The organism is Shewanella fodinae (genome assembly GCF_014651955.1).
Classification (GTDB): Bacteria; Pseudomonadota; Gammaproteobacteria; order Enterobacterales; family Shewanellaceae; genus Shewanella; species Shewanella fodinae.
This window is the reverse complement of record NZ_BMXW01000005.1, coordinates 113488-138224: the sequence shown is the minus strand read 5'-3', so window position 1 is coordinate 138224 and position 24737 is coordinate 113488. Positions and strand designations below refer to the sequence as shown.

21 protein-coding genes are annotated in these 24737 nt (G+C 50.0%); 11 read left to right on the top strand and 10 right to left on the bottom strand.

What is annotated here, in order from left to right; all coding sequences use genetic code 11:
* Window positions 1-31 precede the first annotated feature (31 nt).
* The 3 genes from deoA (at window position 32) to deoD (ending at window position 3372) form a co-directional block, all read left to right on the top strand.
* A complete protein-coding gene (deoA, locus tag IE064_RS06585) occupies window positions 32-1378 on the top strand; it encodes a thymidine phosphorylase (protein ID WP_189617157.1) in 1347 nt (448 codons plus the stop codon).
* A complete protein-coding gene (locus IE064_RS06580) occupies window positions 1375-2592 on the top strand; it encodes a phosphopentomutase (protein WP_189617156.1) in 1218 nt (405 codons plus the stop codon). The genes deoA and IE064_RS06580 overlap by 4 nt, the downstream gene beginning before the upstream one ends.
* Window positions 2593-2661: 69 nt before the next feature.
* Window positions 2662-3372, top strand: a complete 711-nt coding sequence (gene deoD, locus IE064_RS06575) for a purine-nucleoside phosphorylase (RefSeq protein WP_189617155.1) — start codon at window positions 2662-2664, stop codon at window positions 3370-3372.
* Between the two features lie 54 nt (window positions 3373-3426).
* On the opposite strand, the gene IE064_RS06570 is transcribed toward deoD, so the two are convergent.
* A complete protein-coding gene (locus tag IE064_RS06570) occupies window positions 3427-4125 on the bottom strand; it encodes a YtjB family periplasmic protein (protein ID WP_189617154.1) in 699 nt (232 codons plus the stop codon).
* Window positions 4126-4204: 79 nt separating this feature from the next.
* Between IE064_RS06570 and serB the strand changes: the two genes are divergently transcribed.
* Window positions 4205-5179 (top strand): phosphoserine phosphatase SerB, encoded by a 975-nt coding sequence (serB, locus tag IE064_RS06565; RefSeq protein WP_189617153.1) that lies wholly within the window; start codon window positions 4205-4207, stop codon window positions 5177-5179.
* Window positions 5180-5185: 6 nt separating this feature from the next.
* Here the strand turns inward: serB and IE064_RS06560 are convergent, their stop codons facing one another.
* Entirely contained in the window at window positions 5186-7543 is a 2358-nt protein-coding gene (locus IE064_RS06560; RefSeq protein ID WP_189617152.1) for a PilZ domain-containing protein, read from the bottom strand.
* A 151-nt stretch (window positions 7544-7694) separates the two neighbouring features.
* Between IE064_RS06560 and radA the strand changes: the two genes are divergently transcribed.
* Window positions 7695-9059 carry a DNA repair protein RadA gene (gene radA, locus IE064_RS06555; RefSeq protein WP_189617151.1) on the top strand — a complete coding sequence of 455 codons (1365 nt, stop codon included), beginning with the start codon at window positions 7695-7697 and terminating at the stop codon, window positions 9057-9059.
* Window positions 9060-9068: 9 nt separating this feature from the next.
* Here radA and IE064_RS06550 read toward each other — a convergent pair whose 3' ends face one another.
* Complete coding sequence (locus IE064_RS06550) at window positions 9069-9434, bottom strand: PilZ domain-containing protein (protein ID WP_133039771.1); 366 nt, start codon at window positions 9432-9434, stop codon at window positions 9069-9071.
* 317 nt (window positions 9435-9751) lie between these two features.
* Here IE064_RS06550 and IE064_RS06545 point away from each other — a divergent pair, with 317 nt between their 5' ends.
* Complete coding sequence (locus tag IE064_RS06545) at window positions 9752-11104, top strand: NCS2 family permease (RefSeq protein WP_189617150.1); 1353 nt, start codon at window positions 9752-9754, stop codon at window positions 11102-11104.
* 53 nt (window positions 11105-11157) lie between these two features.
* On the opposite strand, the gene IE064_RS06540 is transcribed toward IE064_RS06545, so the two are convergent.
* Window positions 11158-11643 carry a GspH/FimT family pseudopilin gene (locus tag IE064_RS06540; RefSeq protein ID WP_189617149.1) on the bottom strand — a complete coding sequence of 162 codons (486 nt, stop codon included), beginning with the start codon at window positions 11641-11643 and terminating at the stop codon, window positions 11158-11160.
* Between the two features lie 90 nt (window positions 11644-11733).
* Window positions 11734-12249 (bottom strand): GspH/FimT family pseudopilin, encoded by a 516-nt coding sequence (locus tag IE064_RS06535; protein ID WP_189617148.1) that lies wholly within the window; start codon window positions 12247-12249, stop codon window positions 11734-11736.
* Between the two features lie 227 nt (window positions 12250-12476).
* Here IE064_RS06535 and IE064_RS06530 point away from each other — a divergent pair, with 227 nt between their 5' ends.
* Window positions 12477-12815: a P-II family nitrogen regulator gene (locus tag IE064_RS06530; protein WP_133039775.1), complete on the top strand. Its 339-nt coding sequence runs from the start codon at window positions 12477-12479 to the stop codon at window positions 12813-12815.
* Between the two features lie 100 nt (window positions 12816-12915).
* Here the strand turns inward: IE064_RS06530 and IE064_RS06525 are convergent, their stop codons facing one another.
* The 5 genes from IE064_RS06525 to yiaY all read right to left on the bottom strand — a co-directional run bounded on the left by IE064_RS06525 (window position 12916) and on the right by yiaY (window position 16787).
* Window positions 12916-13083, bottom strand: coding sequence for a small highly charged protein (locus IE064_RS06525; RefSeq protein WP_133039776.1), 168 nt, complete (start codon window positions 13081-13083; stop codon window positions 12916-12918).
* Window positions 13084-13236: 153 nt separating this feature from the next.
* Window positions 13237-14514, bottom strand: a complete 1278-nt coding sequence (locus IE064_RS06520) for an RsmB/NOP family class I SAM-dependent RNA methyltransferase (protein ID WP_189617147.1) — start codon at window positions 14512-14514, stop codon at window positions 13237-13239.
* Between the two features lie 59 nt (window positions 14515-14573).
* Window positions 14574-15245: a DUF2461 domain-containing protein gene (locus tag IE064_RS06515; protein ID WP_189617146.1), complete on the bottom strand. Its 672-nt coding sequence runs from the start codon at window positions 15243-15245 to the stop codon at window positions 14574-14576.
* 42 nt (window positions 15246-15287) lie between these two features.
* Entirely contained in the window at window positions 15288-15515 is a 228-nt protein-coding gene (locus tag IE064_RS06510) for a hypothetical protein (protein WP_189617145.1), read from the bottom strand.
* Window positions 15516-15638: 123 nt separating this feature from the next.
* A complete protein-coding gene (gene yiaY / locus IE064_RS06505) occupies window positions 15639-16787 on the bottom strand; it encodes an L-threonine dehydrogenase (protein WP_133040388.1) in 1149 nt (382 codons plus the stop codon).
* A 320-nt stretch (window positions 16788-17107) separates the two neighbouring features.
* On the opposite strand from yiaY, the gene IE064_RS06500 reads away from it, so the two are divergent.
* The 4 genes from IE064_RS06500 to glgX all read left to right on the top strand — a co-directional run bounded on the left by IE064_RS06500 (window position 17108) and on the right by glgX (window position 24646).
* The gene (locus IE064_RS06500) at window positions 17108-17602 is read left to right on the top strand and encodes a MarR family winged helix-turn-helix transcriptional regulator (protein WP_189617144.1); all 495 of its coding nucleotides are present in this window, start codon (window positions 17108-17110) and stop codon (window positions 17600-17602) included.
* Between the two features lie 360 nt (window positions 17603-17962).
* Window positions 17963-20131, top strand: coding sequence for a 4-alpha-glucanotransferase (malQ, locus tag IE064_RS06495; RefSeq protein ID WP_189617143.1), 2169 nt, complete (start codon window positions 17963-17965; stop codon window positions 20129-20131).
* A gap of 19 nt (window positions 20132-20150) precedes the next feature.
* Entirely contained in the window at window positions 20151-22433 is a 2283-nt protein-coding gene (gene glgB / locus IE064_RS06490; RefSeq protein ID WP_189617142.1) for a 1,4-alpha-glucan branching protein GlgB, read from the top strand.
* Window positions 22433-24646: a glycogen debranching protein GlgX gene (glgX, locus tag IE064_RS06485; RefSeq protein ID WP_189617141.1), complete on the top strand. Its 2214-nt coding sequence runs from the start codon at window positions 22433-22435 to the stop codon at window positions 24644-24646. The genes glgB and glgX overlap by 1 nt, the downstream gene beginning before the upstream one ends.
* Window positions 24647-24737 lie beyond the last annotated feature (91 nt).

The following is a 24737-nucleotide window of genomic DNA, read 5'->3' as shown; positions in this document are numbered from 1 at the left end:
AGAATTCTGACTCACAACGCAGGAGCAACTGATGTATCTGGCACAGGAAATCATTCGCAAAAAACGTAATGGTCAGGCGTTAACCGCGCCGGAGATTGCTTTTTTTGTCAATGGCATCACCAACAACAGCATCTCTGAAGGGCAGATCGCCGCCTTAGGTATGGCGGTTTACTTCCAGGGGATGGATATGGCTGAACGTGTTGCGTTGACGCAGGCCATGCGTGACTCTGGACAGGTGTTGAATTGGGATAGCCTACAGTTACCAGGACCTGTGCTGGACAAGCACAGTACTGGTGGCGTTGGCGATTGTACTAGCTTGATGCTGGGGCCGATGATAGCCGCTTGTGGTGGCTACGTGCCGATGATTTCCGGCCGCGGTCTTGGCCACACTGGCGGTACACTGGATAAGCTGGATGCTATCCCCGGTTATCGGACAGAGCCTGACAGCCAGCGCTTTCGCAACACGGTCAAACAGGTCGGTGTGGCCATTATTGGGCAGACAGGCGACTTGGTCCCCGCCGATAAGCGCTTTTATGCCATCCGTGATAACACGGCGACGGTGGAATCGATAGCCTTGATCACGGCCTCTATTTTGTCAAAGAAGCTTGCTTGTAACCTCGATGCTCTGGTGATGGATGTGAAAGTGGGCAGCGGTGCCTTTATGCCCTCTATGGCCGAATCACAGGCCTTAGCGCAATCTATTGTCAGCGTGGCAAATGGTGCCGGAACGCGCACGTCAGCACTGCTGACCGATATGAATCAGGTGCTGGCTTCCAGTGCCGGTAATGCCTTAGAAGTTGCCGAAGCGGTGCGTTTTCTCACGGGTGAGCAGCGCAATCCTCGACTGTTTGACGTTACTATGGCGCTGTGCAGTGAATTATTACAGCTCGGCGGTTTGGCACAAAACGATACTGATGCCAGACGGCAATTGCAGCAGGTACTAGATAATGGTCAAGCGGCGGAACGTTTTGGCCGTATGGTGACAGCACTTGGCGGACCTTCGGATTTTATCGAGCACTATCAAGACCATCTGCCTCAAGCACCGGTTTGCAAACCTGTGTATGCCGAGACTACCGGCATCGTGCAGACCATCGATACCCGCCAACTGGGGTTAGCAGTGGTGGCGCTGGGTGGTGGTCGCCGTAAGCCCGGCGATATGTTGGATTACAGTGTTGGGTTGAGTGAGCTCTGTACTTTAGGTCAGTTTCTGCAACCACAGCAACCGTTAGCGCTATTGCATGCCCGCAACGAAAACGAATGGCAACAGGCGGCAGCTATGGTGCGCCAAGCAGTGCAACTGGGCGATGCTGAACGCGAATGCCCGCCAGAGATTTATGGCTGTATCCGTGATACAGATATGGCCGCGGAGAGTAAATGAAACGCTGTATTATTTTAATGCTGGATTCTTTTGGTATCGGCGCGACAGCTGATGCCGATAAATTTGGTGATGTTGGCGCTGATACTTTCGGCCATATCGCCGAGCGGTGTGCCAACGGTCAAGCAAATATTGGCCGTCATGGGCCGCTGTCATTGCCAAATTTGGCGCGATTGGGACTGGCACATGCTGCTCAGGAAAGCTCTGGTACCATGCCAGCCGGATTTAGCGGCGCCACTCCGGTCAGCGGCGCTTATGGGTACGCAGCAGAACTGAGTTCTGGTAAAGATACCCCTAGCGGCCATTGGGAAATGGCGGGGGTTCCGGTGTTATTTGATTGGGGCTATTTCAGCGAGCGGCAGCAATCGTTTCCGCAGGAACTCACCGATAAGATTCTGGCTCGCGCTGGCCTCAGTGGCTTCCTCGGTAATTGTCATGCGTCTGGTACGGTGATCCTCGATGAACTCGGGGAGCAGCATATGCAGACCGGGTTACCGATTTTTTATACTTCGGCAGATTCGGTATTTCAGATTGCCTGCCATGAGCAAACCTTTGGATTAGACAAGCTGTATCACTTGTGTGAAATCGCCCGTGAAGAATTAGAACCCTACAACATTGGGCGAGTGATTGCCCGGCCATTTGTCGGCAGTGGACGCGGGGCGTTTAGCCGTACCGGTAACCGCCGTGATTATGCAGTGGAACCGCCAGCAGCGACAGTTTTAGACAAATTGAAAGCAGCGGGTGGCGACGTTATCAGTGTTGGCAAAATTGCCGATATTTACGCACACTGCGGCATTACCAAAAAAGTCAAGGCTTCGGGGCTGGAAGCGCTGTTCGACAGCACCCTTGAACAGGTAAAATGCGCCGCCGACAATACTATCGTGTTCACCAACTTTGTGGATTTTGATTCCCAGTTCGGGCATCGGCGCGATGTGGCGGGTTACGCCGGGGCGCTGGAGTATTTTGATCAGCGCTTGCCAGAGTTGCTGGCACTATTACAGGCAGACGATCTATTGCTGCTGACCGCTGATCATGGTTGTGATCCCACTTGGCCGGGTAGCGATCACACCCGTGAACATGTCCCAGTCCTCGCACTGGGCGCTGGATTGCGCGCCGGGTCACTGGGACGTCGCAACAGTTTTGCGGATATCGGGCAGAGTATTGCTCAATATTTTGGGCTAGCGCCTATGGCTTATGGTGAATCTTTTCTGCCGTAATGCTGCAACTCCGCTATGGTTGTGCGGAGCATAACGAATTTATTTTTGAACCAAAGGGGTTATTTTTTCATGGCAACACCACACATCAATGCAGTAGACGGCGCATTCGCGGAAACCGTGCTGTTCCCAGGCGATCCGCTACGTGCCAAATATATTGCTGAGACTTTCCTAGAAAATGTTGAGCAAGTGACTGACGTGCGCAATATGCTGGGTTTTACCGGTACTTACAAAGGTAAGAAAGTCTCTGTGATGGGGTCTGGCATGGGCATCCCTTCATGTTCTATCTATGCCACTGAACTTATCAAGGATTACGGTGTTAAAAACCTGATCCGTGTCGGTACCTGTGGTGCAATCAGCCGTGATATCAAGGTTCGCGACGTGGTGATTGGAATGGGGGCCTGCACCGATTCACGGGTTAACCGCATGCGTTTCAAAGATAAAGACTTTGCTGCTATCGCCGATTATGAACTGCTGACTGCCGTGGTAAATGCCGCCAAAGCACAGAACATCAAGGTACGGGTTGGCAATGTGTTCTCGGCTGATCTGTTCTACTCTCCAGAACCGGATATGTTCGATGTGATGGAGAAAATGGGCGTTCTGGGCGTCGAAATGGAAGCGGCCGGCCTGTACGGTGTGGCAAAAGAGTTTGGGGCGCGGGCGTTGTGTGTGGTAACGGTATCAGACCATATCCGCACTGGTGAAGTGACCACTTCTGAAGAGCGGCAAACCACCTTCAATGACATGATCACTATGACACTGGAAGCGGTGCTAGCGCTGTAACTCTAGCGTCAATTGCGTACAATATTACAAAGGAGCCCAAGAGCTCCTTTGTGGTTATTTGAGTGTGGCGCTGTTGTTGGTGGCGGCAGTCTCTGCCGCATTGCGGATGTTTTTAGCCGTTGTAGCAAGCTGCTTTAGTGCTTTTCGCCGGCGCTTGACTCGGGTGCGACGCCTGTCAAAGTCAGCGCGCTTGAAGGATAATGCCCGCGACAACAGCATACCGATAACCCCGGCGACCAACAGCATAATCTGTTGCTGCTTCATGTTTTGTTCGTGGGCCGCTTTGATCTCGTTAAAAAATAGTTTGGGATCTAACCGAACTTCGATAAACCCAAGATTTTTCCCATCCTGTACCACGCTCTCTACGTAGGGCGGATAAGGGGCCAATAGATTTTCCAGTTCATCGCTATCCGGGTCTACTTGCTCTTCGGTGATATCTTGGGCAAAAGATAGTCGCTGACCTGCCTCGCTGTAGATTGTGGCGGCCATTACTTTGGGGTCTTCTACCAGCGCAGTGGTGAGCCATTGTAATTGCTCATCATTCTGTAACTGTAATGCCGGTGCTGCGCCGTAAGCCGTTTGTTGTACCAATAATCTGGCCATCTTTTCAGTCTGGGACTTTAGCAAAAGCTGGCCTTGTAGTAGGCTGGTCTGCCACAACTGTACCAGCCCAACGATCAGTGTTATTGCTAACGCAATCTGCAGCAGTCTGATAAAGGTGTGGGTAGTCTTTAGCCCCTTGAACAGTAACACTTTGTACCTTAATACCCAGAGGTTTAGCGTTAATCATAATCGATTATCGTCAGCCCCGATAGCCGGAGAAACTTACCGTATGCTGCCAGCGTTTAGCCACTTGACCCGTTCCTCAGCCAATAACAGTGACACCTATCGCTTCCAGCAACAGTCATGGCCCGCTGCGGTGGAAGGTGACCACCGCCATCAGTGGCGTTTACGTTTGGTATTTCCTGCCGCGGTGGAAGCTGAGATGTTGGCGCAATTAAGCGCTTTCCCAATCGCTGCGGTAGTCTGTCTGCAGCGGCAGCAGCCGTTACTGGGGTTAGAATTGCTACTGACCACACCACCGGAAGCTGCATTGCTCGACGTGTTGACGGAGGATGAAGCGCTAGAGTGGTTACTATTGCAGCCGACTGACATTCTGCCTGAGTTGACCCAGCCAGGACTTTTGGTCATGGATATGGACTCTACCGCTATCCAGGTAGAGTGTATCGATGAGTTGGCGGCAGCGGCAGGGGTAGGGGCACAGGTTGCCGCAGTGACTGAGTTGGCCATGCAGGGTGAACTGGATTTTGAGCAGAGTTTGCGGGCGCGGGTGGCCAAACTGAAAGGTGCAGACACCGCCATTATTGAACAGTTGTGTGAACGGCTGCCATTAACGCCAGGGCTAGCATCGATGATTGCCGAACTGCAGCAACATGGTTGGCGTACTGTGGTGGCGTCTGGTGGTTTTACACCATTCGTCAACCATCTGAAACAGTTATTGGCACTGGACGCCGCTTACGCCAATGAGTTAGTACTCCAAGATGGCAAATTTGTGGGTGAAGTGACAGGAAAAGTGGTGGATGCTGCATTTAAAGCCGCTGTGGTTACCGAAAGTGCCACACGTTGGCAGATAGCTGACGGTCAGAAAGTGGCCATCGGTGACGGTGCCAATGATATTCCGATGATCTGCTGTGCCGATTTTGGCTTGGCTTATCATGCCAAACCCAAATTGGCAGCAGTAGCGGATGCTAGGATCCGCCATCTTGGATTAGAGACCTTGCCGTTTTTTTTGCAGGCCAGAGGTTGATAGTTATTAGTTTTTGGGCGGCAGCCGCATCCGCACTTCCGCAGTAATATCTAGCAGTTCACCAACGCCAATGATCCGCCACAGCTGTTGTTCCAACTTTTGTGCCCGATGTTTAGCATGGACTTTGATGTAATCCAGTTCGCGTTGCAGGTAGCTAAAATCCGGTTTACCTGTAGCGCCACGATAGACTTTGAGCGCCATAAAGCGGCCAATATAGTCCGATTGCTGGATGAAATCGGAAAGTGCCTCAGCGTTTGCCATGTCTTCGGCCCGTTTACAGCTGAGAATTTGCGGATGGCCGCTAGTACTAACAACAGCATACAGCTCAAAACTGTCAACATTGTCTTGAGGTTTCATCTGCCGCACTGGTTCGACAAAATCCAGTTTCAGGCGTCCATCGTTTAGAATCGGGCCTAAATCAAATAACAACCGATTACCTTGCTCACGTGTAAAAAGATCGCTGATCAGGTCACGTTGCATGCCAATCCCGATACAGGCCATACGAAATGATTTAGCGGTTTTTTCTAACATGAAAGGTACTGAGTGCAAATGGCGTATCAGTTGATTTTTCAGACCATCGGCTAACTCTTTGGCTTGCTGATTGTTGTCCGTCAGTTGCTGCAGTTTTTCACGGTTACGGATAATTAAGCGATTAAGAAACTCCACCCCTGTATGTGGCGTGTGTCCAACAACCGCTGCTAGATGTAAAGTAGTGCCGTTTTTGCGGCTATGCACTACCCGGTAAGGCAACTCCTGCAGTTTAATTTTGGTGGACAATTCCTGGAGTTTGGGAAAACTGAGCAGCAGTTCTTTACTGGTGTCGAGCTTATGAGGATGCTCCAAGTGCAGTTGCAGACCTCGGCTGGAAATATCGTGGGTCATTGCCGTCAGTTGTTCGCCATCCTGATGGATAGTGACTAGTGTTTTGAACGCAAAACGCGCTTCTCTGCGGCGTTCACTAAAGTTCAGCGCCGCTAGTTTTACCGTATTCCGAGGCGTTTTTGTCATGCCAAAACACTTCAGATCGTTGATGTGCAATGCTGATTGCCACTGCTGATATTGCATCGCAGCGACTTGGTCGGTGAGGTCTATTAGCTGTACCAGACAACGATATTGAACCAGTTGCTGTTCAGTCAGCGGGCTATAGTTAACGTCATCTCCCGGCAGTGCTGAAGATTTATGGGGCTGCTGATGATCGAGCATATCCAGCGACAGTCGACAAACTTTCCAGCTGGATTTGGCCGCACCATAATGGAAAAACAGCGATATCAGCCCAGATGCTTGTAATTCTGCCAAGGTTGCCGCATAAAAAAACAGCCGACCTTTAGCGTTGTAAGTGAAGCAATAAAGGAGGCTGTGACTATCGTCAGCAGGATGATCAATCAGCGCCTGCAGCCTTTGGCTGTGCAGGATCGTTGGCAATTGGTTGACATCGTTTTCGTCAAGAAAATAGTGCAGTAATTCCTGATTATCACTGCTAAGTAAAATGGTACTGATTTCTGGCTGTTGCTGATTGTCGCTGATGAACAGCGGCAGGTGCGGATAATGAGGCAAATAGAAGCGCTCAAATCCTAGGCCACTGGCATTTACCATGACATCGTTGATATCGACTTTGTAACGGAATTTGTAACCCTGAATAAGATCAGACAACATCTGTGACAACTGCTCAGAGCCGCTGACACGTTTTAGCCGCATCAAGCAGTTTTCACCTTCATCATCGGCATCGACCACTTGATAATCGACACCCTGCTGCAGATCGGCAAAATAGAATTCGTCTCCCAGTTCCTGCAACTTAACCGTTAATGGTTGCTGCAGATCAAAGCCATGTTTCAGTGGTAACCGAATACGGGCACCGCTGACTGAGAGATCCAGCGTGTTACCGACGATTTCCCGTTGTCCCGGCTGTGACACCAGAATTTTAATGCTGTAATTCATTCGCTCTTCAGTACGGCGAATGTAGTTGCCTAGAATGATGCCTGGCACCAGCGTTGACACTGACTCCACTTTGCTGGGCTCTTTTTGTTGACGTCGCAGCTGATGTGCCTGCATCACTTCTTCGTATACACCCATAGTGTACTGATTGCGATATAGCGCTAGTGCGTTCTGGAACACCTGCTTGGCGGGTTCATCCAGATAGTGGTGTTGTTCACCGTATATGACTTCAGTACAGGGCAATTCAGATTTATCGCGTAGGTCGATAATCCGCAGGCAAGGATTGGCAAGGCGGCTGATTTCCATTTTCAGCAGAAAGCGACTGGAACTCGATTCTCCTTCGGTCATCTGCTCAAATACGTCATCAAAGTTGGGCTCCATCATCAGCGGTTTTAACTGCTCAATCAGGAGACTGTGGGCGTCTGCACTCATCTATTCACTCGTAAAAGATGCTAAACTGCGGATCCTGTATATTCTATGTCGGCTGCCGCGGCGGTAACTGAATGTAAAATGCCAGTTATCGTGTTGAAAGGGCAGTTATTTTATTTATTTTTATTCAAATTACCCCAAGATTCCATTGCGTATGGCGAAAAATAAAACAGCTTATGTCTGTACCGAGTGTGGTCAGGATTATCCCCGTTGGCAGGGTCAGTGTAGTGCGTGTCAGGAATGGAACACCATTACTGAAGTGCGATTGGGGGCGGCAACTGCGGCGCGTAGCGGCAGTTTCAGTGGATACGCCGGTGCTGGCAGCAGTGAAGTTAAAACTCTAGATCAGATAGATCTTAACGAAGTGCCGCGTATTGCCAGCGGTTTTGCCGAGTTTGACCGGGTGCTGGGCGGTGGGATTGTTGCCGGTAGCGCCATTTTGATTGGCGGTCATCCTGGGGCCGGTAAAAGTACCTTACTGCTGCAGACCTTGTGCCAGTTGGCAGAAACGCTCCCGGCGTTATATGTCACTGGTGAAGAATCGCTACAACAAGTTGCTATGCGCGCCAAACGACTTGGGTTACCAACTGGCAAGCTGAAAATGCTGTCGGAAACCAATGTCGATACCATTTGTGACGTTGCCTTGCGTGAGCAACCGAAAATTATCGTCATTGACTCCATCCAAGTGATGCATATCAGTGATGTGCAATCTTCGCCCGGCAGTGTTGCCCAAGTCCGTGAGTCAGCAGCGTTTCTAACCCGTTTTGCCAAGCAACATAATATCGCCATTATCATGGTGGGACACGTGACCAAAGATGGTAGTCTCGCCGGACCGAAAGTACTAGAACACTGCATCGACTGTTCAGTTATGTTCGAAGGCGATAGCGATAGCCGATATCGAACGCTGCGTTCCCATAAAAACCGCTTTGGTGCAATCAATGAACTCGGCGTGTTTGCCATGACTGAACGTGGCCTGCGGGAAGTGGCAAATCCCTCAGCCATCTTTTTGTCGCGTGCCGATGAGGCCGCATCCGGCTCACTGGTGATGGTGGTGTGGGAAGGTACCCGGCCGCTGCTGGTGGAATTACAGGTGTTGGTGGATCATTCTGCGTTAGCCAACCCCAGACGCGTGGCGGTGGGAATGGACAGCAACCGTCTGGCGATGTTGTTAGCGGTGATGCATCGTCATGGCGGTTTGCAGATGGCCGATCAAGATGTGTTTGTAAACGTGGTTGGTGGTGTCAAAGTGACAGAAACCAGCGCCGATTTAACCTTGTTGCTGGCAATGTTATCCAGTTTTCGCGGCGAAGTATTACCGCGGGATTTAGTGGTGTTTGGCGAAGTGGGGTTATCCGGTGAAATCCGGCCGGTTCCCAATGGCCAGGAGCGTTTGGTTGAAGCTGCTAAACACGGTTTTCGCCGTGCCATTGTGCCTATTGCCAATGCTCCCAAAAAAGCGCCGTCAGGGATGGAAATTATCGGTGTCAGCAAGCTCAGTGAAGCGCTGACGGCGCTATAACGGAGTGGCTCAGGAGTTGTCGTGCTCCTTGATAAATTGGTCCAATTCTCGATGCAGTTGTGAGGCATCACCAGTGTTGAGCTCTAACAACCGCCGCAGGTGGGTAATGCTGTCTACATCAATAAAAGCGCACTTAAGCCCTAGGTAACTGCGTTTACGGTATACCGGTTCGGCAAGCATGCTGACTTCAATATCAGAGGCCGGCAGACGAAAGCTGAGGATCAATGACGGCGATGGCTCGAAATCATCAGGTAATTGTACCATCGCGCCATTGAGACACAGGTCCACTAGTCTGGTATTCCAGATTTTTGTTTCAGTTCGCAATTGGGCCGGTGTTTCAAACAGCACTCGCGAAAATTTGCGCTTGTCTTCCATCAGATGCCTGCATTGTCCTTAAGTTGCCTAAATTGTAGACAGATTTTCAGCGCTTAGCATCTGTCTTTTCATTTTTGTATCACTGTTGCTCAGAATGTGTGCTTTATACGTGCAATTATGCGTTAGTTATTGCCTGTTCACACCGCAGTTGCCAGCTACCGCACAGTTCTTCATTCGGTTATCGCAGTCGTGCGGGAATTGTTTTATGATCGCGCGTCCAATATTACCGCTGGTCGCCTGTTATGACGTCATTTACAGGTATTCTGCTAGTTCCAGCGGGATGTTAAGTACCCTATTTTAAGAACAAGGTAACTTCTATGCAGTCATCTAACACCAATAATGCTGTAACCGCATCATGGCTAGAGCGCTATTTTTGTATTCAGCAACGTGGCAGCAGTGTACGCGGCGAATTGATCGCGGGTCTGACCACGTTTCTGGCAATGGTTTACTCAGTCATCGTGGTGCCATCAATGCTTGGCAAGGCGGGGTTTGATCCAGGCGCTGTGTTTATTGCCACCTGTTTGATCGCTGCCTTTGGCTCACTGTTGATGGGGTTATGGGCGAATTTGCCGATGGCCATCGGCTGTGCGATTTCGCTGACCGCATTTACCGCATTTAGTCTGGTGTTGGGGCAGCATATGTCGATACCCGTGACGCTGGGTGCCATTTTCCTGATGGGGGTAGTGTTCACTCTGGTGAGTGTTACCGGTATTCGGCAATGGGTACTGACCAATCTGCCTCGCGGTATCGCGCACGGAACCGGTATTGGTATTGGTTTGTTTTTATTGCTGATTGCCGCCAATAACGTCAGTTTGATTGTCGGCAATAGTGGCGGCGGTTTGCCGGTGAAACTGGGCGATGTTAACAGCTTGCCCGTTATTGCTACCATCGTGGGCTTAGCCGCCACCATAGGTTTGGAAAAACGCCGAGTGCCGGGCGGTATTCTGTTGGTGATCATTGCGTTATCGGTGTTTGGCTTATTGTTTGACCCCGCTGTGAAATATAGTGGTTTGTTTGCGTTACCGGATTTGACCTCAGAACACAGCTTGTTTGGCAAGCTAGATATTATGGGGGCTCTGAATCCCGTGGTGTTGCCAATAGTGCTGGCGCTGGTAATGACCGCGATTTTTGATGCCACCGGGACAATTCGAGCAGTGGCGGGGCAGGCTAATCTGTTGGATAAAGACGACAATATCATCAATGGTGGCAAGGCGCTGACATCCGATTCGGTCAGCAGTATGTTTGCGGGTCTGGTGGGGGGCGCTCCCGCGGCGGTATATATCGAATCTGCGGCTGGAACTGCAGCTGGTGGCAAAACGGGTCTGAGTGCGACCCTGGTTGGCGCGTTATTTTTACTGCTAATTTTTCTCGCACCACTGTCTTATCTGGTGCCGGCTTATGCCACTGCGCCAGCGTTGATGTACGTGGGGTTGTTAATGCTCGCAAACGTCACCAAACTGGATTTTGACGACAAAGTTGACGCGATGGCAGGTCTCACTTGTGCGGTGTTTATTGTGCTTTCCAGCAATATTGTTACCGGTATTATGTTGGGTTTTGCAACCTTGGTCATTGGCCGGATCTGTAGTGGTGAATGGCGGAAAATCAAGCCGGGTGTATTACTAATCGCTATCGGCTTGGTAGTGTTTTACATGGGTGGTTGGGCTATCTGACCGACCAAGAAAAAAGCGGCATATGCCGCTTTTTTCTCAGACGATGCCTTGATTCAGGAACAACTAAGGCCATCGGCCCCGTATTTTATCATTCCTGAAGTACTGACAGTGATACTGCGGGAATTAACACTGCTGCTATCGGTACAATATATGAAAGTTGCGGCTCCGCTGCTTAAGCCATCAGCGCGAAACGAGACATCTGTCCCTTTCACCGAGTCACCACTGTTAAATCCATCAACGACTTTTAAGGTTTTGTTGTTCCCATCAGGGTCCACTGCATATACCAGAATGCCGTTACGCCAATTGCTGCCGCATACGCCATCACTGGCATAAGCACAGACAGACACTGTCATGCCATAACTGACTGCTTGGTTGCGGGCAAAGGCCAATAGTTGCTCGATACGGCTGATTTCGGAACGTACCCGGTAACCATCATAGAGCGATTTCAGTGATGGTACGCCTACCGAAAGCAGAATGGCTGCCACGGCAACGGTCACCATTAACTCTACCAAGGTAAACCCGCGATACTTGCCTGACATGTGACACCCTGTTATTGAATCGTGAATTTTAAGTATAGGGCGTTCAAGTGTTGAATGTCAGCAGAAATCGCCGTAATCCTTAATGGATGATTAATCATCACATTTAACGTTATCGGTACTGCGACGAGTTCTACCCGCTTGATTAACGACGATACTCTGACCATCCTCTACAGTTTTATCTGGACAATAGCTCAGAGTGCCATTGCTGCCACTGGCGAGACCGTCAGCTAAAAAACGCACCGTCGCGCGATTATAAAAAATGCTGTCCTGGGAATGAAATGGCCCTGACTCCAGCAATAATCGCTCATCACTGTCTAACTGCTGATTACCATTACGATCGATAAAAATACTGATGCCGGGTTGCCAATTACCATCTTGACAGCGATTGTCTTCAAGATGGCACACTGTTACCCGTGAACGGTAGCTGATCGCTTGGTTCCGGGCGAACGCCAGTAACTGCTGCAACTGGCGAATAGCGGAGTCAGTACGATATTGCCGCTGTAGATCGGCGAGTGAAGGCACCGCAATGCCAAGCAATATTGTGAATACCAGTAAAGTAATGATCAGCTCCACCAAGGTGAAGCCGCTGTAGACTTGGCGCTTCATAAGCAACTCCTTTTGCCGAGGCGATCTCGCATCCTGCGAAACCGTTATCTGTCTCAAGTGTAGTCGCCTGCAGGTGTGAATGCTGTGGCGCTTTTAGATCATTAGCTAATAAATGATTAGCTTTTTTATAGTAAATTATCGTCTTTGGCTGTTGGTTTCGCAGGGCTGCGGAGCGTGATAAGCTAGCGCGACAAGACAGTGGTATTTAGGTCATGAAGGAGTGCCTGATGAAAAAAGTAGAAGCCATAATCAAGCCTTTCAAACTTGATGATGTCCGTGAAGCTTTGGCGGAGATTGGCATTACAGGGATGACGGTGTTGGAGGTTAAAGGGTTTGGGCGTCAGAAAGGCCATACAGAATTATACCGCGGTGCTGAGTATATGGTGGACTTCCTGCCTAAAGTCAAAATTGAGCTGGTGATCCAAGACGATTTGTTGGAACAGGCGCTGGATGTGATTGTGGATGTTGCACGTACCGGCAAAATCGGCGACGGCAAAATTTTTGTGACTGAAGTAGAACGGGTAATTCGTATTCGTACCGGTGAAGAGAACGAAGAAGCCGTGTAGTTTACCAAAAAACAAGGGTGGTCTTTTTTGACCACCCTTTGTTATGTTCTGTCCCTTCAATGCGGGCCATGTACCAAAGTTTAACAGTAGCTTAGCGGCATCATTTCCACTTGTCTTCCTTATAGAAGTCCACTTCGGGAGTTTCATCGTAATAACGGCGTTTGGTGTCACGACGACGTTGTTTTACGCGCTTGCTATTGCGTTGTTTGTTACGCAGATGCTCTCCCCATTGAGAGTCATCATCATCAAATTCATTTGGGTTTGACATGGTCCTGTTCCAGAAAATGTGCATAAACGTCGCACACTTCCTTTTTACCTAAAGGGCCTGTCAAGCTAAAGCGAAATATTTAATGTGTATTGGTAAAAATTATTTAACAACAGTCATTATCATCCCGGAGCGAAGTAGACTCAGTTATTTGCGCTATTGACGGCACATGCGGACAACAAACATGCCATCTGTGTCGGCTTCAAACGGCCATACGGTCAAATATTCTGTCCTTTCCCCGGTAAACGGATGTTGCAGCGTTTGCAGTCGAAAATCCGGGTTACTGCTAAGGAATCTGTCCACAACGGCTCGATTCTCTGCGTGTGCTAAGGAACAGGTGGCATACACCAGCTTACCCCCGGTTTTCACCGCGGCACTGGCCCGCTGCAGAATATCTAGTTGCAGTGAGGGTTTGTCGGTTACAGCAGTCACATCATCAAGCCAGCGCATATCGGGGTTACGACGCCAAGTCCCGGTGCAACTGCACGGCGCATCTACCAATACGCCATCAAACTTTTCTTGGGCAACGGGGAGGTGATCAGATTGCCACAGTGCTGTACTGATGATGTCAAATTGAGCGCGACTGGCGCGCTTTTGCAGTTCCAGCAGCGCATGTTGACGAATATCCGATGCCACAATACGGCCACGGTTTTGCATTTGTGATGCCAGTTGCAGGCTTTTGCCGCCAGCACCACAGCAGGCATCCCACCAATGTTCAGTTGCTGTCGGCGCGCAGATATGCCCAATGACTTGCGATGCCAAGTCCTGCACTTCTAGGTAACCTGCTTTATAGAACGGCAATTCATTCAAGTTGATGCTCTGATGACCTAGGCTGATTGCATTGTCAAAGAATGTTGATGCTTTAACAGATAACCCAGCGGCTTCCAAGGACTGAATGGCTTGTGCTGTCGGCAGTCGTTGCACTCTTAACCATAATGGTGGTCGAGAGCTAAGGCTTTGCAATAGCTGCATTTTTTCATGTTCGCTGAGTTCAGGCAATTGTGCCCATAACCATTCTGGCACCAGCGCCTGAGCAGGAAAATCACTGCCAGCAAACCACAGTTGCAACTGTTCAGTGGCTTCCGTTAATTGCTGCCAAGGTGTAGCGACATGTGGTAATAACCCTGCTCGCTGTTGCCAGGCTTCTAGCGTGGGTTGCCAGGAATGTTGCTCCAGTAACCCACAAACGGCGAGTTGCCGAAACCACCGCTGTTCTTCATTGGCTGCTGGTAGGCGTTTTAGCCAGCCGTACCAGCGAAACAGCGCAAACAGTGTCTCACGAATGATGCGTCGATCTCGGCCACCATGTTTTTTATTGAGGCGGAAATAACTGGCGACGACCCGATCAGCACTGTGCTTAGACTGCAGGATGTCAGTAAATAATAAACGGATCGTTTGTGCGTAACTGTCCGCGTGTTTTTCAACAGGAGTCATGACGTAAAAGCGTTGGAAATAACTGGCGCCAAGTGTAACAGATGCCGGGCGTCAACGCGTCAGTAGTCGAGTTCCAAAGCAAAACACAGATAAGCCATCAGTCTCTGCGTGTGTTGCAGCTGTTGGTGACAGTACTCCACAAAATCATCCGCAATGATTGCACTGAGTGGGACTGTTTTTACTGCAATAAAATCCTTACGTTTTAGTTCGTTAATTAACGGATGTTGCTTATCGTAGCCTTTAGGCGGGCGTTGCAGGCTGTCACCATCAAGGTAAAATCCGCCGTTATTGAGGTCCGAGAGCGCCTTTTTGTAGCCGTTGGGATTTTCATCAATACAGGCACGGATTTTACTGAGAATCGGCGATTCTGGGTGCCAAATCCCGGCGGCGATAAAGCAGCCATCGTTGGCAAGATGTACATACAACCCGGGCGCGTGAACATCTTTCCCTTGAAAATGGCGAAACTGGATCCCCACATTGGATTTATAAGGCGCTTTATCATGACTAAAGCGGGTATCTCGCTGTGGACGCATGAGGCTACCGCCAACTTTTTTGGCTACAGCAGTGAGTCTCGGAGAAAGGGCAAATACATGAGGTTGCATCTGTTCAATAAATTGCAACGCCGGCGTGCGTACTAATGCTTCATATTGATGCTGATTAGCCTTAAACCAAGCACGATCATTGTTAAGCTGCAACGCAGCAAGAAAATCAAAACAGCCTTGAGTAAACATGGTCCCTTCCTTGACATCATTAGGGGGAGTATCAATCGCCATTCAGCGCTTGGGAACTGCGGCTTCCAGCTCTATGTCGGTACAACCTCGGTTACAGCGAATGTAGCCAACACTGTTTTCACCCGCCACGGGTAATTGGGCCTGCAATTGTTGGCCGCAATGGCGACATAACACCATGCGACCTGCCAACAGGTTTTTAATTAGCTGTTTTTGCTCATGGAAGGAGGTTGCACTGCGGCGGTTGAGTTCACTAAAGTCCTGCGTGTCCATAGTCGTATGCCGTCATCCACTAAAGTCGCGATTATAATCTGCTTTATGGACAGGCTTCAAACGCCTGTGGCCAAGTTATAAAAAAGCCTCGTAATCGTACGAGGCTTTTTATAACTTGCTAAATTACATAGCGTTTCTGAATATCTGGCAGATTTCTTCGTGTGAGGCCTGTTTCGGGTTGGTCAAGCCACAGGCGTCTTTCAGTGCATTAGTTGCCAGCACAGGAATATCTTCAGCCTTAACACCGATGCTAGTGAGATTAGCCGGAATACCAACATCTGCCGCCAATTTCTTGATAGCATCAATAGCCGCCTGTGCACCAGTAGCATCATTCATGGCGCTAACATCAATTCCCAATGCCTTGGCAACATCTTTTAAACGCGGCGCAGCAACCTGTGCATTGTATTCCTGCACGAATGGCAGCAGCAGCGCGTTACAAACCCCGTGTGGCAGATCATAGAAACCGCCTAATTGATGCGCCATTGCGTGGACATAACCGAGACTGGCATTGTTGAAAGCCATGCCCGCGAGGAACTCCGCATAGGCCATCTGCTCGCGCGCTTCTATGTCATCGCCGTGAGCAACGGCAGTGCGCAGGTTGTCACGAATAAGCTCCATGGCTTTTATGGCACAGGCATCGGTAATGGGGGTGGCGGCTGTGGAGACATAGGCTTCAACTGCGTGGGTAAGTGCGTCCATACCCGTTGCTGCTGTCAAACCCCGGGGCTTCTTCAGCATCAGTTGCGGATCGTTTACCGATAGCAGCGGCGTCACATGTTTATCAACAATAGCCATTTTGATGTGACGGGTTTCATCAGTAATGATGCAGAAACGGGTCATTTCACTGGCAGTACCAGCGGTTGTATTGATGGCAATCAGTGGTAGCTGCGGTTTAGACGACCGATCCAGCCCCTCGTAATCACCGATAGCACCACCATTGGCTGCGACTAACGCAATCCCCTTCGCGCAATCGTGTGGTGAACCGCCACCCAGTGAAATTACACAGTCACAGTCATTTTCCCGCAGTAGTTTCAGACCCGCCTCTACATTTGACACGGTAGGATTGGGATGCACGCCATCGTACACTGTCACTGATAGCCCGACTTGCCCCAGTTTTTCAGCGATAGAGCCAACAATGCCTATGCTGACCAGTGGTTTATCGGTCACAATCAGCGCATGTTTGAATCCGAGAGTTTTTATATCATTAATGGCGTCATCCACGGCGCCTTGACCCAGTACGTTGACTGACGGGATGAAAAATTTCGCAGCCATTTGTACACCTCCTAGTGTTTTTTTGGGCGATTGGATGTGTAAGCATACTTAACACAAGAAAAATCTAATGTAAATGAAATAGGCTTACAGTTCAGATAATTGAATAAATTTACGACAATAATCCCTTATTGTTATTCAATATCTTTATTAGATAAATGTGAAACAATAACACTCGGTTCCACTACATACAAAGTATAGTTCTCTGTACAGTCTGAGGCGCTCTCCCGTTGTAATTCTCTGTCGCTATCAAAGGGATTTGTTATCATGACGTGGTTGTCTTCGTGTACATCTCAATCCTGGCCTAATCAAATGGAAGCAAAATGGAAAAATATGAACAGTTGCTGATTTCATTGCGTAAGATCATTCGGGCCATTGATCTGCATTCTAAACAGCTCAGTAAGCATTCGGGGCTGACTGGCCCACAGTTGATTGTTATGCAGAAAATTGCCTTACTGGGAACGCCTCTGGCAAAGCAGGTGGCGGCGGAAATTAACCTCAGTCCTGCCACGGTGACCACCATTCTGGATCGACTGGAAGCTAAAGGGTTAGTGATCCGCCAGCGCAGTGTCGAGGACAAGCGTAAGGTCCATTTGTTACTGAGTGATGCAGGTCAGATATTGCTGCAATCTGCGCCCAAACCGCTGCAGGAGCATTTCATAAAACGCTATCAGTTGTTGGAAGAGTGGGAGCAAAGCCAGTTGTTATCGGCGGTGGAACGTATTGCAAATATGATGGATGCTGAGAAATTAGATGCCGCACCTATGCTCTTGGTCGGGCAGATCCTGTCACATGAGGATGATGAATCGTCGCGGTAATTTTTGGTACAAGCGTTGCTGCAATCTGGACATTATTTTCCCTAATGTAAAGACTCCACTCTCAATACTCTGAATTAACAATAAAAACCCATAGTTACTTTGGTGGATACTTCACCGCCATATGCACCGCTTTGGTGAACAGTTGCACATTTTTGCACCAACAGCTCATCTGTCTACGCAAAGCCGATAAACCATCAGTCACAGGCAATTTGTCATGTCACTGTAATAGTTATTTGATTTTAAACGTGTTAGATCATGCTGCAGCACGTTACTGTGATGCTGCAGGCGATGGATTTGCTTCTGGCATGGTAACTGCTCAATAATTGACTACTAGCCAACCAACAAACAGGGAGTGCGTTGATGGATCTGGAGAAGTTGCTGTACTTACAGGGAGTAGGTAATGGCTTTGTGGACTGCGATAGCCATTACCACACCACCCCTGCTGCCGATCGGGAAGCGATCCTGCGGGCAATGTGCCACGCGGAGTTACCCGTGGCTGGTGAGCCGCTTACTGCAGATTGGGTGACACAACGCATTAATTTACTTGATGCCGCACCGTGGCATAATTTTCTTCAGCCTTTTCAATGGAGCTACGTCGACGCCCCTTCTATCCGAGTGCGTTGTCCACAAGCTTATACCGGTGCGCTCACGCTGAACCTTTGTACCGAAAATGGCATTGCTACCGAGCTGACCTTTGTCGTTCCTCCGTTGCCAGTGGTTGGTGATTATTACACCGATAACCGTCTGTATCAGGAGCGTGAGCTACGGCTAGCGGAATACCTGCCAACTGAGCAGTTATCGGCACTGAGCGCGGGTTATCACCAGATAAAAATCTCCGCAGCAGACTGTCCTGATGGCATGAATAACGCTTGGTGCGAGGGTATCTGGATGCTGGTGCCCAGACGCAGTTATGGTGCTGAGCTACCACAGCAGTTGTCGCGTAAGCCCTGGGGGGTGAGTGTGCAGCTGTTTTCACTCTGGTCTAAGCAACCAAGTGATAGCCGTCGTAGCGGGATCCCCGCGAAAATTGGTGATTTTCGGGTATTGAGCGAATTTATCCGTTTAATGGCCGCCAAAGGGGCGGATTTTATTCAACTCAACCCCTTGCACGCTCTTCCATTACAAGATTCCGAGGCCGCCAGTCCCTACAGCCCTTATGACCGAAGACGGTTGCATCCTCTATACATCAGCACCTCGATGTGCCCAGAAGCCTGCCACGATGACTGGCAAGCTGCATTACCGCAAAAAATGCCTGCTAATAACAACGGTAGTCTGTGGATAGATTATGCGGCGGCGTTTAAGGTAAAAGTCGCCGAATTGAAGGCGTTGTTTAAGGTTTTTAAAGGTTACCCATCGCATCACCCTCGACAACAGGCTTATGCACGCTTCATCGACGATAACGGTGAGGATCTGCAGTTTTATGCCAGGACACAGGCGCAGCAAGTAACGGCGCCGTGGTTAAAAAATCCCGACTTCTATCTGTATCTGCAATTTGTTGCTGAAGAGCAACTGGCCCATTGCCAGGCATTAACACAGGAACTCGGCATGGCTATCGGGTTAGTACGAGATTTAGCTGTGGGTGCCATTGGTGCTGGCGCTGAAGTTCGCCAGCATCCAAACCAATTTTGTACTTATGCCAGTATCGGAGCGCCACCTGATCCATTCGCCCCGCAGGGGCAGAATTGGGGGTTAACGCCGCTGGATCCCATCGGATTACGGCAGGCAAATTTTGGGCATTTTATCGCTTTGCTGCGCAGCAATATGCGGCATTGTGGTGCCTTGCGTATTGACCACATGATGGGGTTGTTTCGACTTTGGTGGTGGCCGGAGGTAGCCGTTGGTGGCACTCAGCATGGTGGAACTTATGTGTACTATCCGTTCGAGTGTTTGATGGCGATTTTGTTGCTGGAGAGTCAGCGGGCGGCTTGTATGGTGATAGGCGAAGACTTGGGATTAGTTCCTACGGAGATTATTGAGCCGATGTATCGTAGCGGTATTTTTTCCAATGAGCTGTTTTACTTCTGTGTTGACGAACCGCGTTTGCCGCAGTATGCCGGATTCAAACCGCCATCGGAATACAAGCCGCATGCACTGATGATGTTGGCTAATCATGATGTACCGACGATGGCAGCGTGGTGGCAGGGAAAGGATCTGCTGCAGCGTCAGCAACTCAAACTGTATTCCGCGGTGGAGTTACAACAGGCGCAGCAACGTCGAGACCATAAGCGGCAGGGGCTGCTGCATTGGATACAGGATATGACCGGCTGCCAGCTTACTGTGGATGTTGATTTTGCCACACTGTTGCCCATCTGGGCTGGTGCGGTTGCTGCTGGCAACAGTGAGCTGTTCAGCTTAGCACTGGCAGACCTGCTGGCAGAAGAAGATGCCGTAAATATTCCTGGCACCAGTCGCGAGTACCCTAACTGGCGTCGACGTTATTCATTGCCGGTGGAACAACTGTCACAACACGCACTCTTTGGGCAGACCATCGATACCGTTGCTGACGCCAGAAATACCCCTCGCAATTAACTGACAGGAGAACTTGCTGATGAAACCGCAACCATCCGCTCAATCCAATCAACGCTCGGCCGTCGCTGTCGCTCAAAGTGATGGTGCTAGTGGTCTTTGCGGTGATACAGCAACCTGCCAGGCGCTGGCGCAAGGTTGTCATGGCGATGCTTTCAGTTGGTTGGGGATGCACCAAATTGTATTGGAAGGCAAATCAGCCTTGGTTGTCAGAGCCGTATTGCCTGGCGCTACTGATGTGTTCGTTATTGAGCGCAAATCCGGCAAAAAGGTAGCGCAGTTATTACCAGTTGCAGGTGCCGAACCGCTGTTTGTCGGTAAGCTTGGACGACGGACCACACCTTTTGCCTATCAGTTACAAGTGCACTATCCCGAGGCGCAAGTATTATTGGATGACCCTTATGCCGCGCCATCTATCCTAGATGAACGGGATATCTACCTGTTTTGTGAAGGTCGCCAGCAACAGGCTTGGCAGTTCCTCGGTGCTAATTGGCGTCAGAGTGATGGTCTTGACGGGGTGTTGTTTTGTGTTTGGGCACCTAATGCAAAAGCAGTGTCAGTAATTGCGGATTTTAACTGTTGGGATCAACGTCGCCACAGTATGCGTTTTCATCCAGGTTCTGGGCTCTGGGAAATTTTTATTCCAGGTCTGCAAGGGGGTGAGTACTACAAGTATGCCATTCAAACCGCAACTGGCGAGTGGCAGCAGAAAGCCGACCCGTTTGCCAGAGCAATGGAGCCACCGCCTCACAATGCCTCACGAGTGCCTTTTGCTGAAACATGGTCCTGGGGAGATGAAAGCTGGATGCATGGGCGCAGCCAGATTGCTTGGCACAAGGCCCCCATCAGTATTTACGAAGTCCATTTAGGATCTTGGCGGCGTAAAGGTGCTGATGGCCGTGAATATCTGAACTATGAGGAGCTGATTGCCCAGTTAGTGCCTTATGTGTCGGCGCTGGGATTCACCCATGTAGAATTCATGCCGCTGAGTGAATATCCCTTTGATGGTTCCTGGGGTTATCAACCGGTGGGTTTATATGCGCCAACCTATCGCTTTGGTAATGCTGCGGCGCTGAAGGCACTGATTGATGCTTTTCATCAGGCGGGCATTGGCGTGATATTGGATTGGGTGCCAGCGCATTTCCCGAAAGATCCGCACGGTTTAGCACGTTTTGACGGCACCTGTCTGTATGAACATGAAGATCCTCGGCGCGGCAGTCACCCAGACTGGGACACCTTGATATACAACTATGGACGTAAAGAAGTACAAAGTTTTCTGTTGAGCAATGCCTGTTACTGGTTACAGGAGTTCCATATTGATGGCCTGCGGCTGGATGCGGTGTCTTCGATGTTATATTTGGACTACAGTCGCAAAGCGGGTGAATGGGCTCCCAATCAGTATGGCGGTCGTGAAAATCTGGATGCCATCGCTTTGCTGCAGGATCTCAATACCAGGCTCTACTCTCGTTATCCCGGCATTATGATGATCGCCGAAGAGTCTACGGCTTGGGGCGGTGTCAGCCGCGATGTTGGCTCCGGAGGGCTCGGGTTTGGCTTTAAGTGGAATATGGGCTGGATGCATGACACCCTCAGCTATATCAGCCGCGATCCTATTCACCGCAGTTTTCATCATCATGAGATGACCTTTTCTCTGGTGTATGCCTACACTGAAGAATTCATTTTGTCACTGAGCCATGATGAGGTGGTGCACGGTAAACGCTCCCTAATAGAGAAAATCCCCGGCGATGATTGGCAAAAATTCGCTACATTGCGGGCTTACTATGGTTTCATGTGGGCGCATCCAGGCAAACAGTTGTTATTCATGGGCAATGAATTTGCCCAACGCCATGAGTGGCAGCATGACTACAGTCTTGACTGGCATCTGTTGCAATATGCGCCGCATCAGCAGTTACAGCAATGGGTAACTGATCTTAATCAATGTTATCGGCAGTGTCCGGCACTGTGGCAGCGCGATGGTGAAGGCAGTGGCTTTGCTTGGCTGGATTGTACCGATGCGGCTGACAGTGTGCTGGCCTTTTGCCGGTTTGATGATCATGGTAATGCTTTAGTGGCGGTGTGTAATTTCACCCCAACAGTACACCATGGTTATCGTATCGGTTTGCCCAAGGCCGGACATTATCGGGAGCTGCTCAACAGTGACAGCCATTTTTATGGTGGCAGTGATGTGGGAAATGGCGGCGGCATTAACGCCGAAGCCGTGCCTTGGCAGGGGATGCAGCATAGCGCCATGATGAGCCTTCCACCACTGGCGACTGTGTATTTTCAATGGCAGGAGAGTGACTGATGCAGATGCTCAGTGGTCAACCTTATCCGCTTGGTAGCCAGGTTGTCAGAGATGCTGACGGTCAAGTGTTGGGGGTGAATTTTGCCTTATTTTCAGCGCATGCGACGCAGGTCGAGCTATGTATCTTCCGCACTGAAACCGGAGGACACTGGCAGGAGGTTGGTCGTTACTCTTTACCACAGCAGCGCCAACAGATTTGGTGTGGTTTTCTAGCCGGGGCCGAACCGGGTATGTTCTACGGTTATCGGATCGACGGCCCCTACCAGCCACATCTTGGGCACCGTTTTAATCCGAACAAGCTGCTACTGGATCCCTATAGCCGTTGGATCGCTGGAACATTGCAACCTGGCCCCTGGCATCTTGGCTATGCCAGAGTTGACGCATCCGGCAGGCCTCTCGATGACGAATGCCAGCTAGAATTGCCAGAACTTGAACGAGATGGTGCCAAAAAAGTCAGTGCTGACGGTGGCATTGGCGACGATTCCCTTCCCAATAGCTGTGATAACGCTTGGGCTATGCCGCGTTCAGTCGTGGTGGAAGATCAATCTTTTAATGGGACGCGGATATTGCCGCGGCCACTGAGCCATGAAGTGATTTATGAGATGCATCTCAAAGGCTTCAGTGCCCGTTTACCTGAACTGGCTGAACATCTACGTGGCACGTTTGCCGGATTGGGCAGCGATGTTGCTATTCGTTATTTGAAATCCCTAGGCGTTACCTGTGTAGAGCTATTGCCGATACAGAGTTTTTTTTCCGAACCTTTCCTGACTGATAAAGGTATGACTAACTACTGGGGCTATAACAGTATTGGCTTTTTTGCGCCCCATCCGAGCTACTGTGCAACGGCTGATGGCATTCAGGAGTTTAAGCGGATGGTCGATGCCCTGCATCAGCATGATATTCGCGTGGTGCTGGACGTAGTTTATAACCATACCGCAGAAGGCAGTCGGCTTGGCCCCCATTACAGTTTTCGTGGCATCGATAATGCCAGTTATTATCGGCTGCACCCCAATGATAAACGTTTTTATATCAATGATACTGGTTGTGGTAATTGCCTCAATATCAGTCACCCGCGAGTGTTGCAGTTGGTGATGGATTCGTTGCGCTATTGGGTGTCGGTCATGGGCGTTGATGGTTTTAGATTTGATCTGGCCACCTGTCTAGGGCGGGAGCCGCAGGGATTTGATCGTGGCAGTGGTTTTTTCGATGCACTGATGCAAGACCCGGTGCTCAGCGGCGTTATGCTGATTGCTGAACCCTGGGACATTGGACCAGGCGGCTATCAGTTAGGACAGTTTCCGTTGGTGTTTTCTGAGTGGAATGACCGTTATCGCGATACTATTCGCCGTTTTTGGCGTGGCGATTACGGCATGCTGCCGGAACTGGCCAAGCGGTTACACGGTTCCGGTGATCTATTTGAGCACTCAGGACGAGGCCCTTGTAGCTCTATCAACTTTATCAGTAGCCATGATGGATTCACACTCCGTGATTTAGTGAGCTACGAACAGCGCCATAATGAAGCCAATGGTGAAGATAATCGCGATGGTCATCACGAGAATTTCAGTTGTAATTTTGGTGTGGAAGGTCACAGCGATGATCCACAAATCCAAGCATTAAGGGCGCGCCAGTGTCGTAATATTTTGGCCACTTTACTGTTATCGCAGGGAGTGCCTATGCTACTGGCTGGTGATGAGCAGGGTAATAGCCAGCAAGGTAATAACAATGCCTATTGTCAGGATAATCCGCTGGGATGGATTGACTGGCGTGATGATGAACACAGTCATGCGCTGCAGCGCTTCTGTCGGCGATTGATTGATATTCGGCGTCAATCCTCAGTGTTTTACTGCTCGGCTTATATCCATACAGATGATCTTTTGGCACCACAGGCCTTAGCGTGGTTTGATGCCCGCGGTGAGGCGATGAGTCGAGTGCATTGGGCGGAAGGCCATTGTCGCAGTTTACAGATGTTGCTCAAAGGTGAGAATGACAACGGGCAGCCGGAAATGTTGCTGTTGTTGCTGCATGCCGGTGACGACCAACACGCTTTTACCATTCCCAAAACTAGCCTTGCCGCCCGTTGGCAGCCGTTGTTGAGCAGCGCGACTGCCGATGGGGCACCGCAAGACAGCACACCACGAAAATCCGGTCAGCAGCAGTTGTTGATATCGCATAGCTTGCTGTTATTTAAGGCTATTATCTCGACCACTCATTAACCACATTTGACGTTTGCCGCATCCAACCAGGAGGAAACATGACCGACACCTCGAAAACCCCGGCCCGCCGCACCGCCAAAGGACGTAGCCA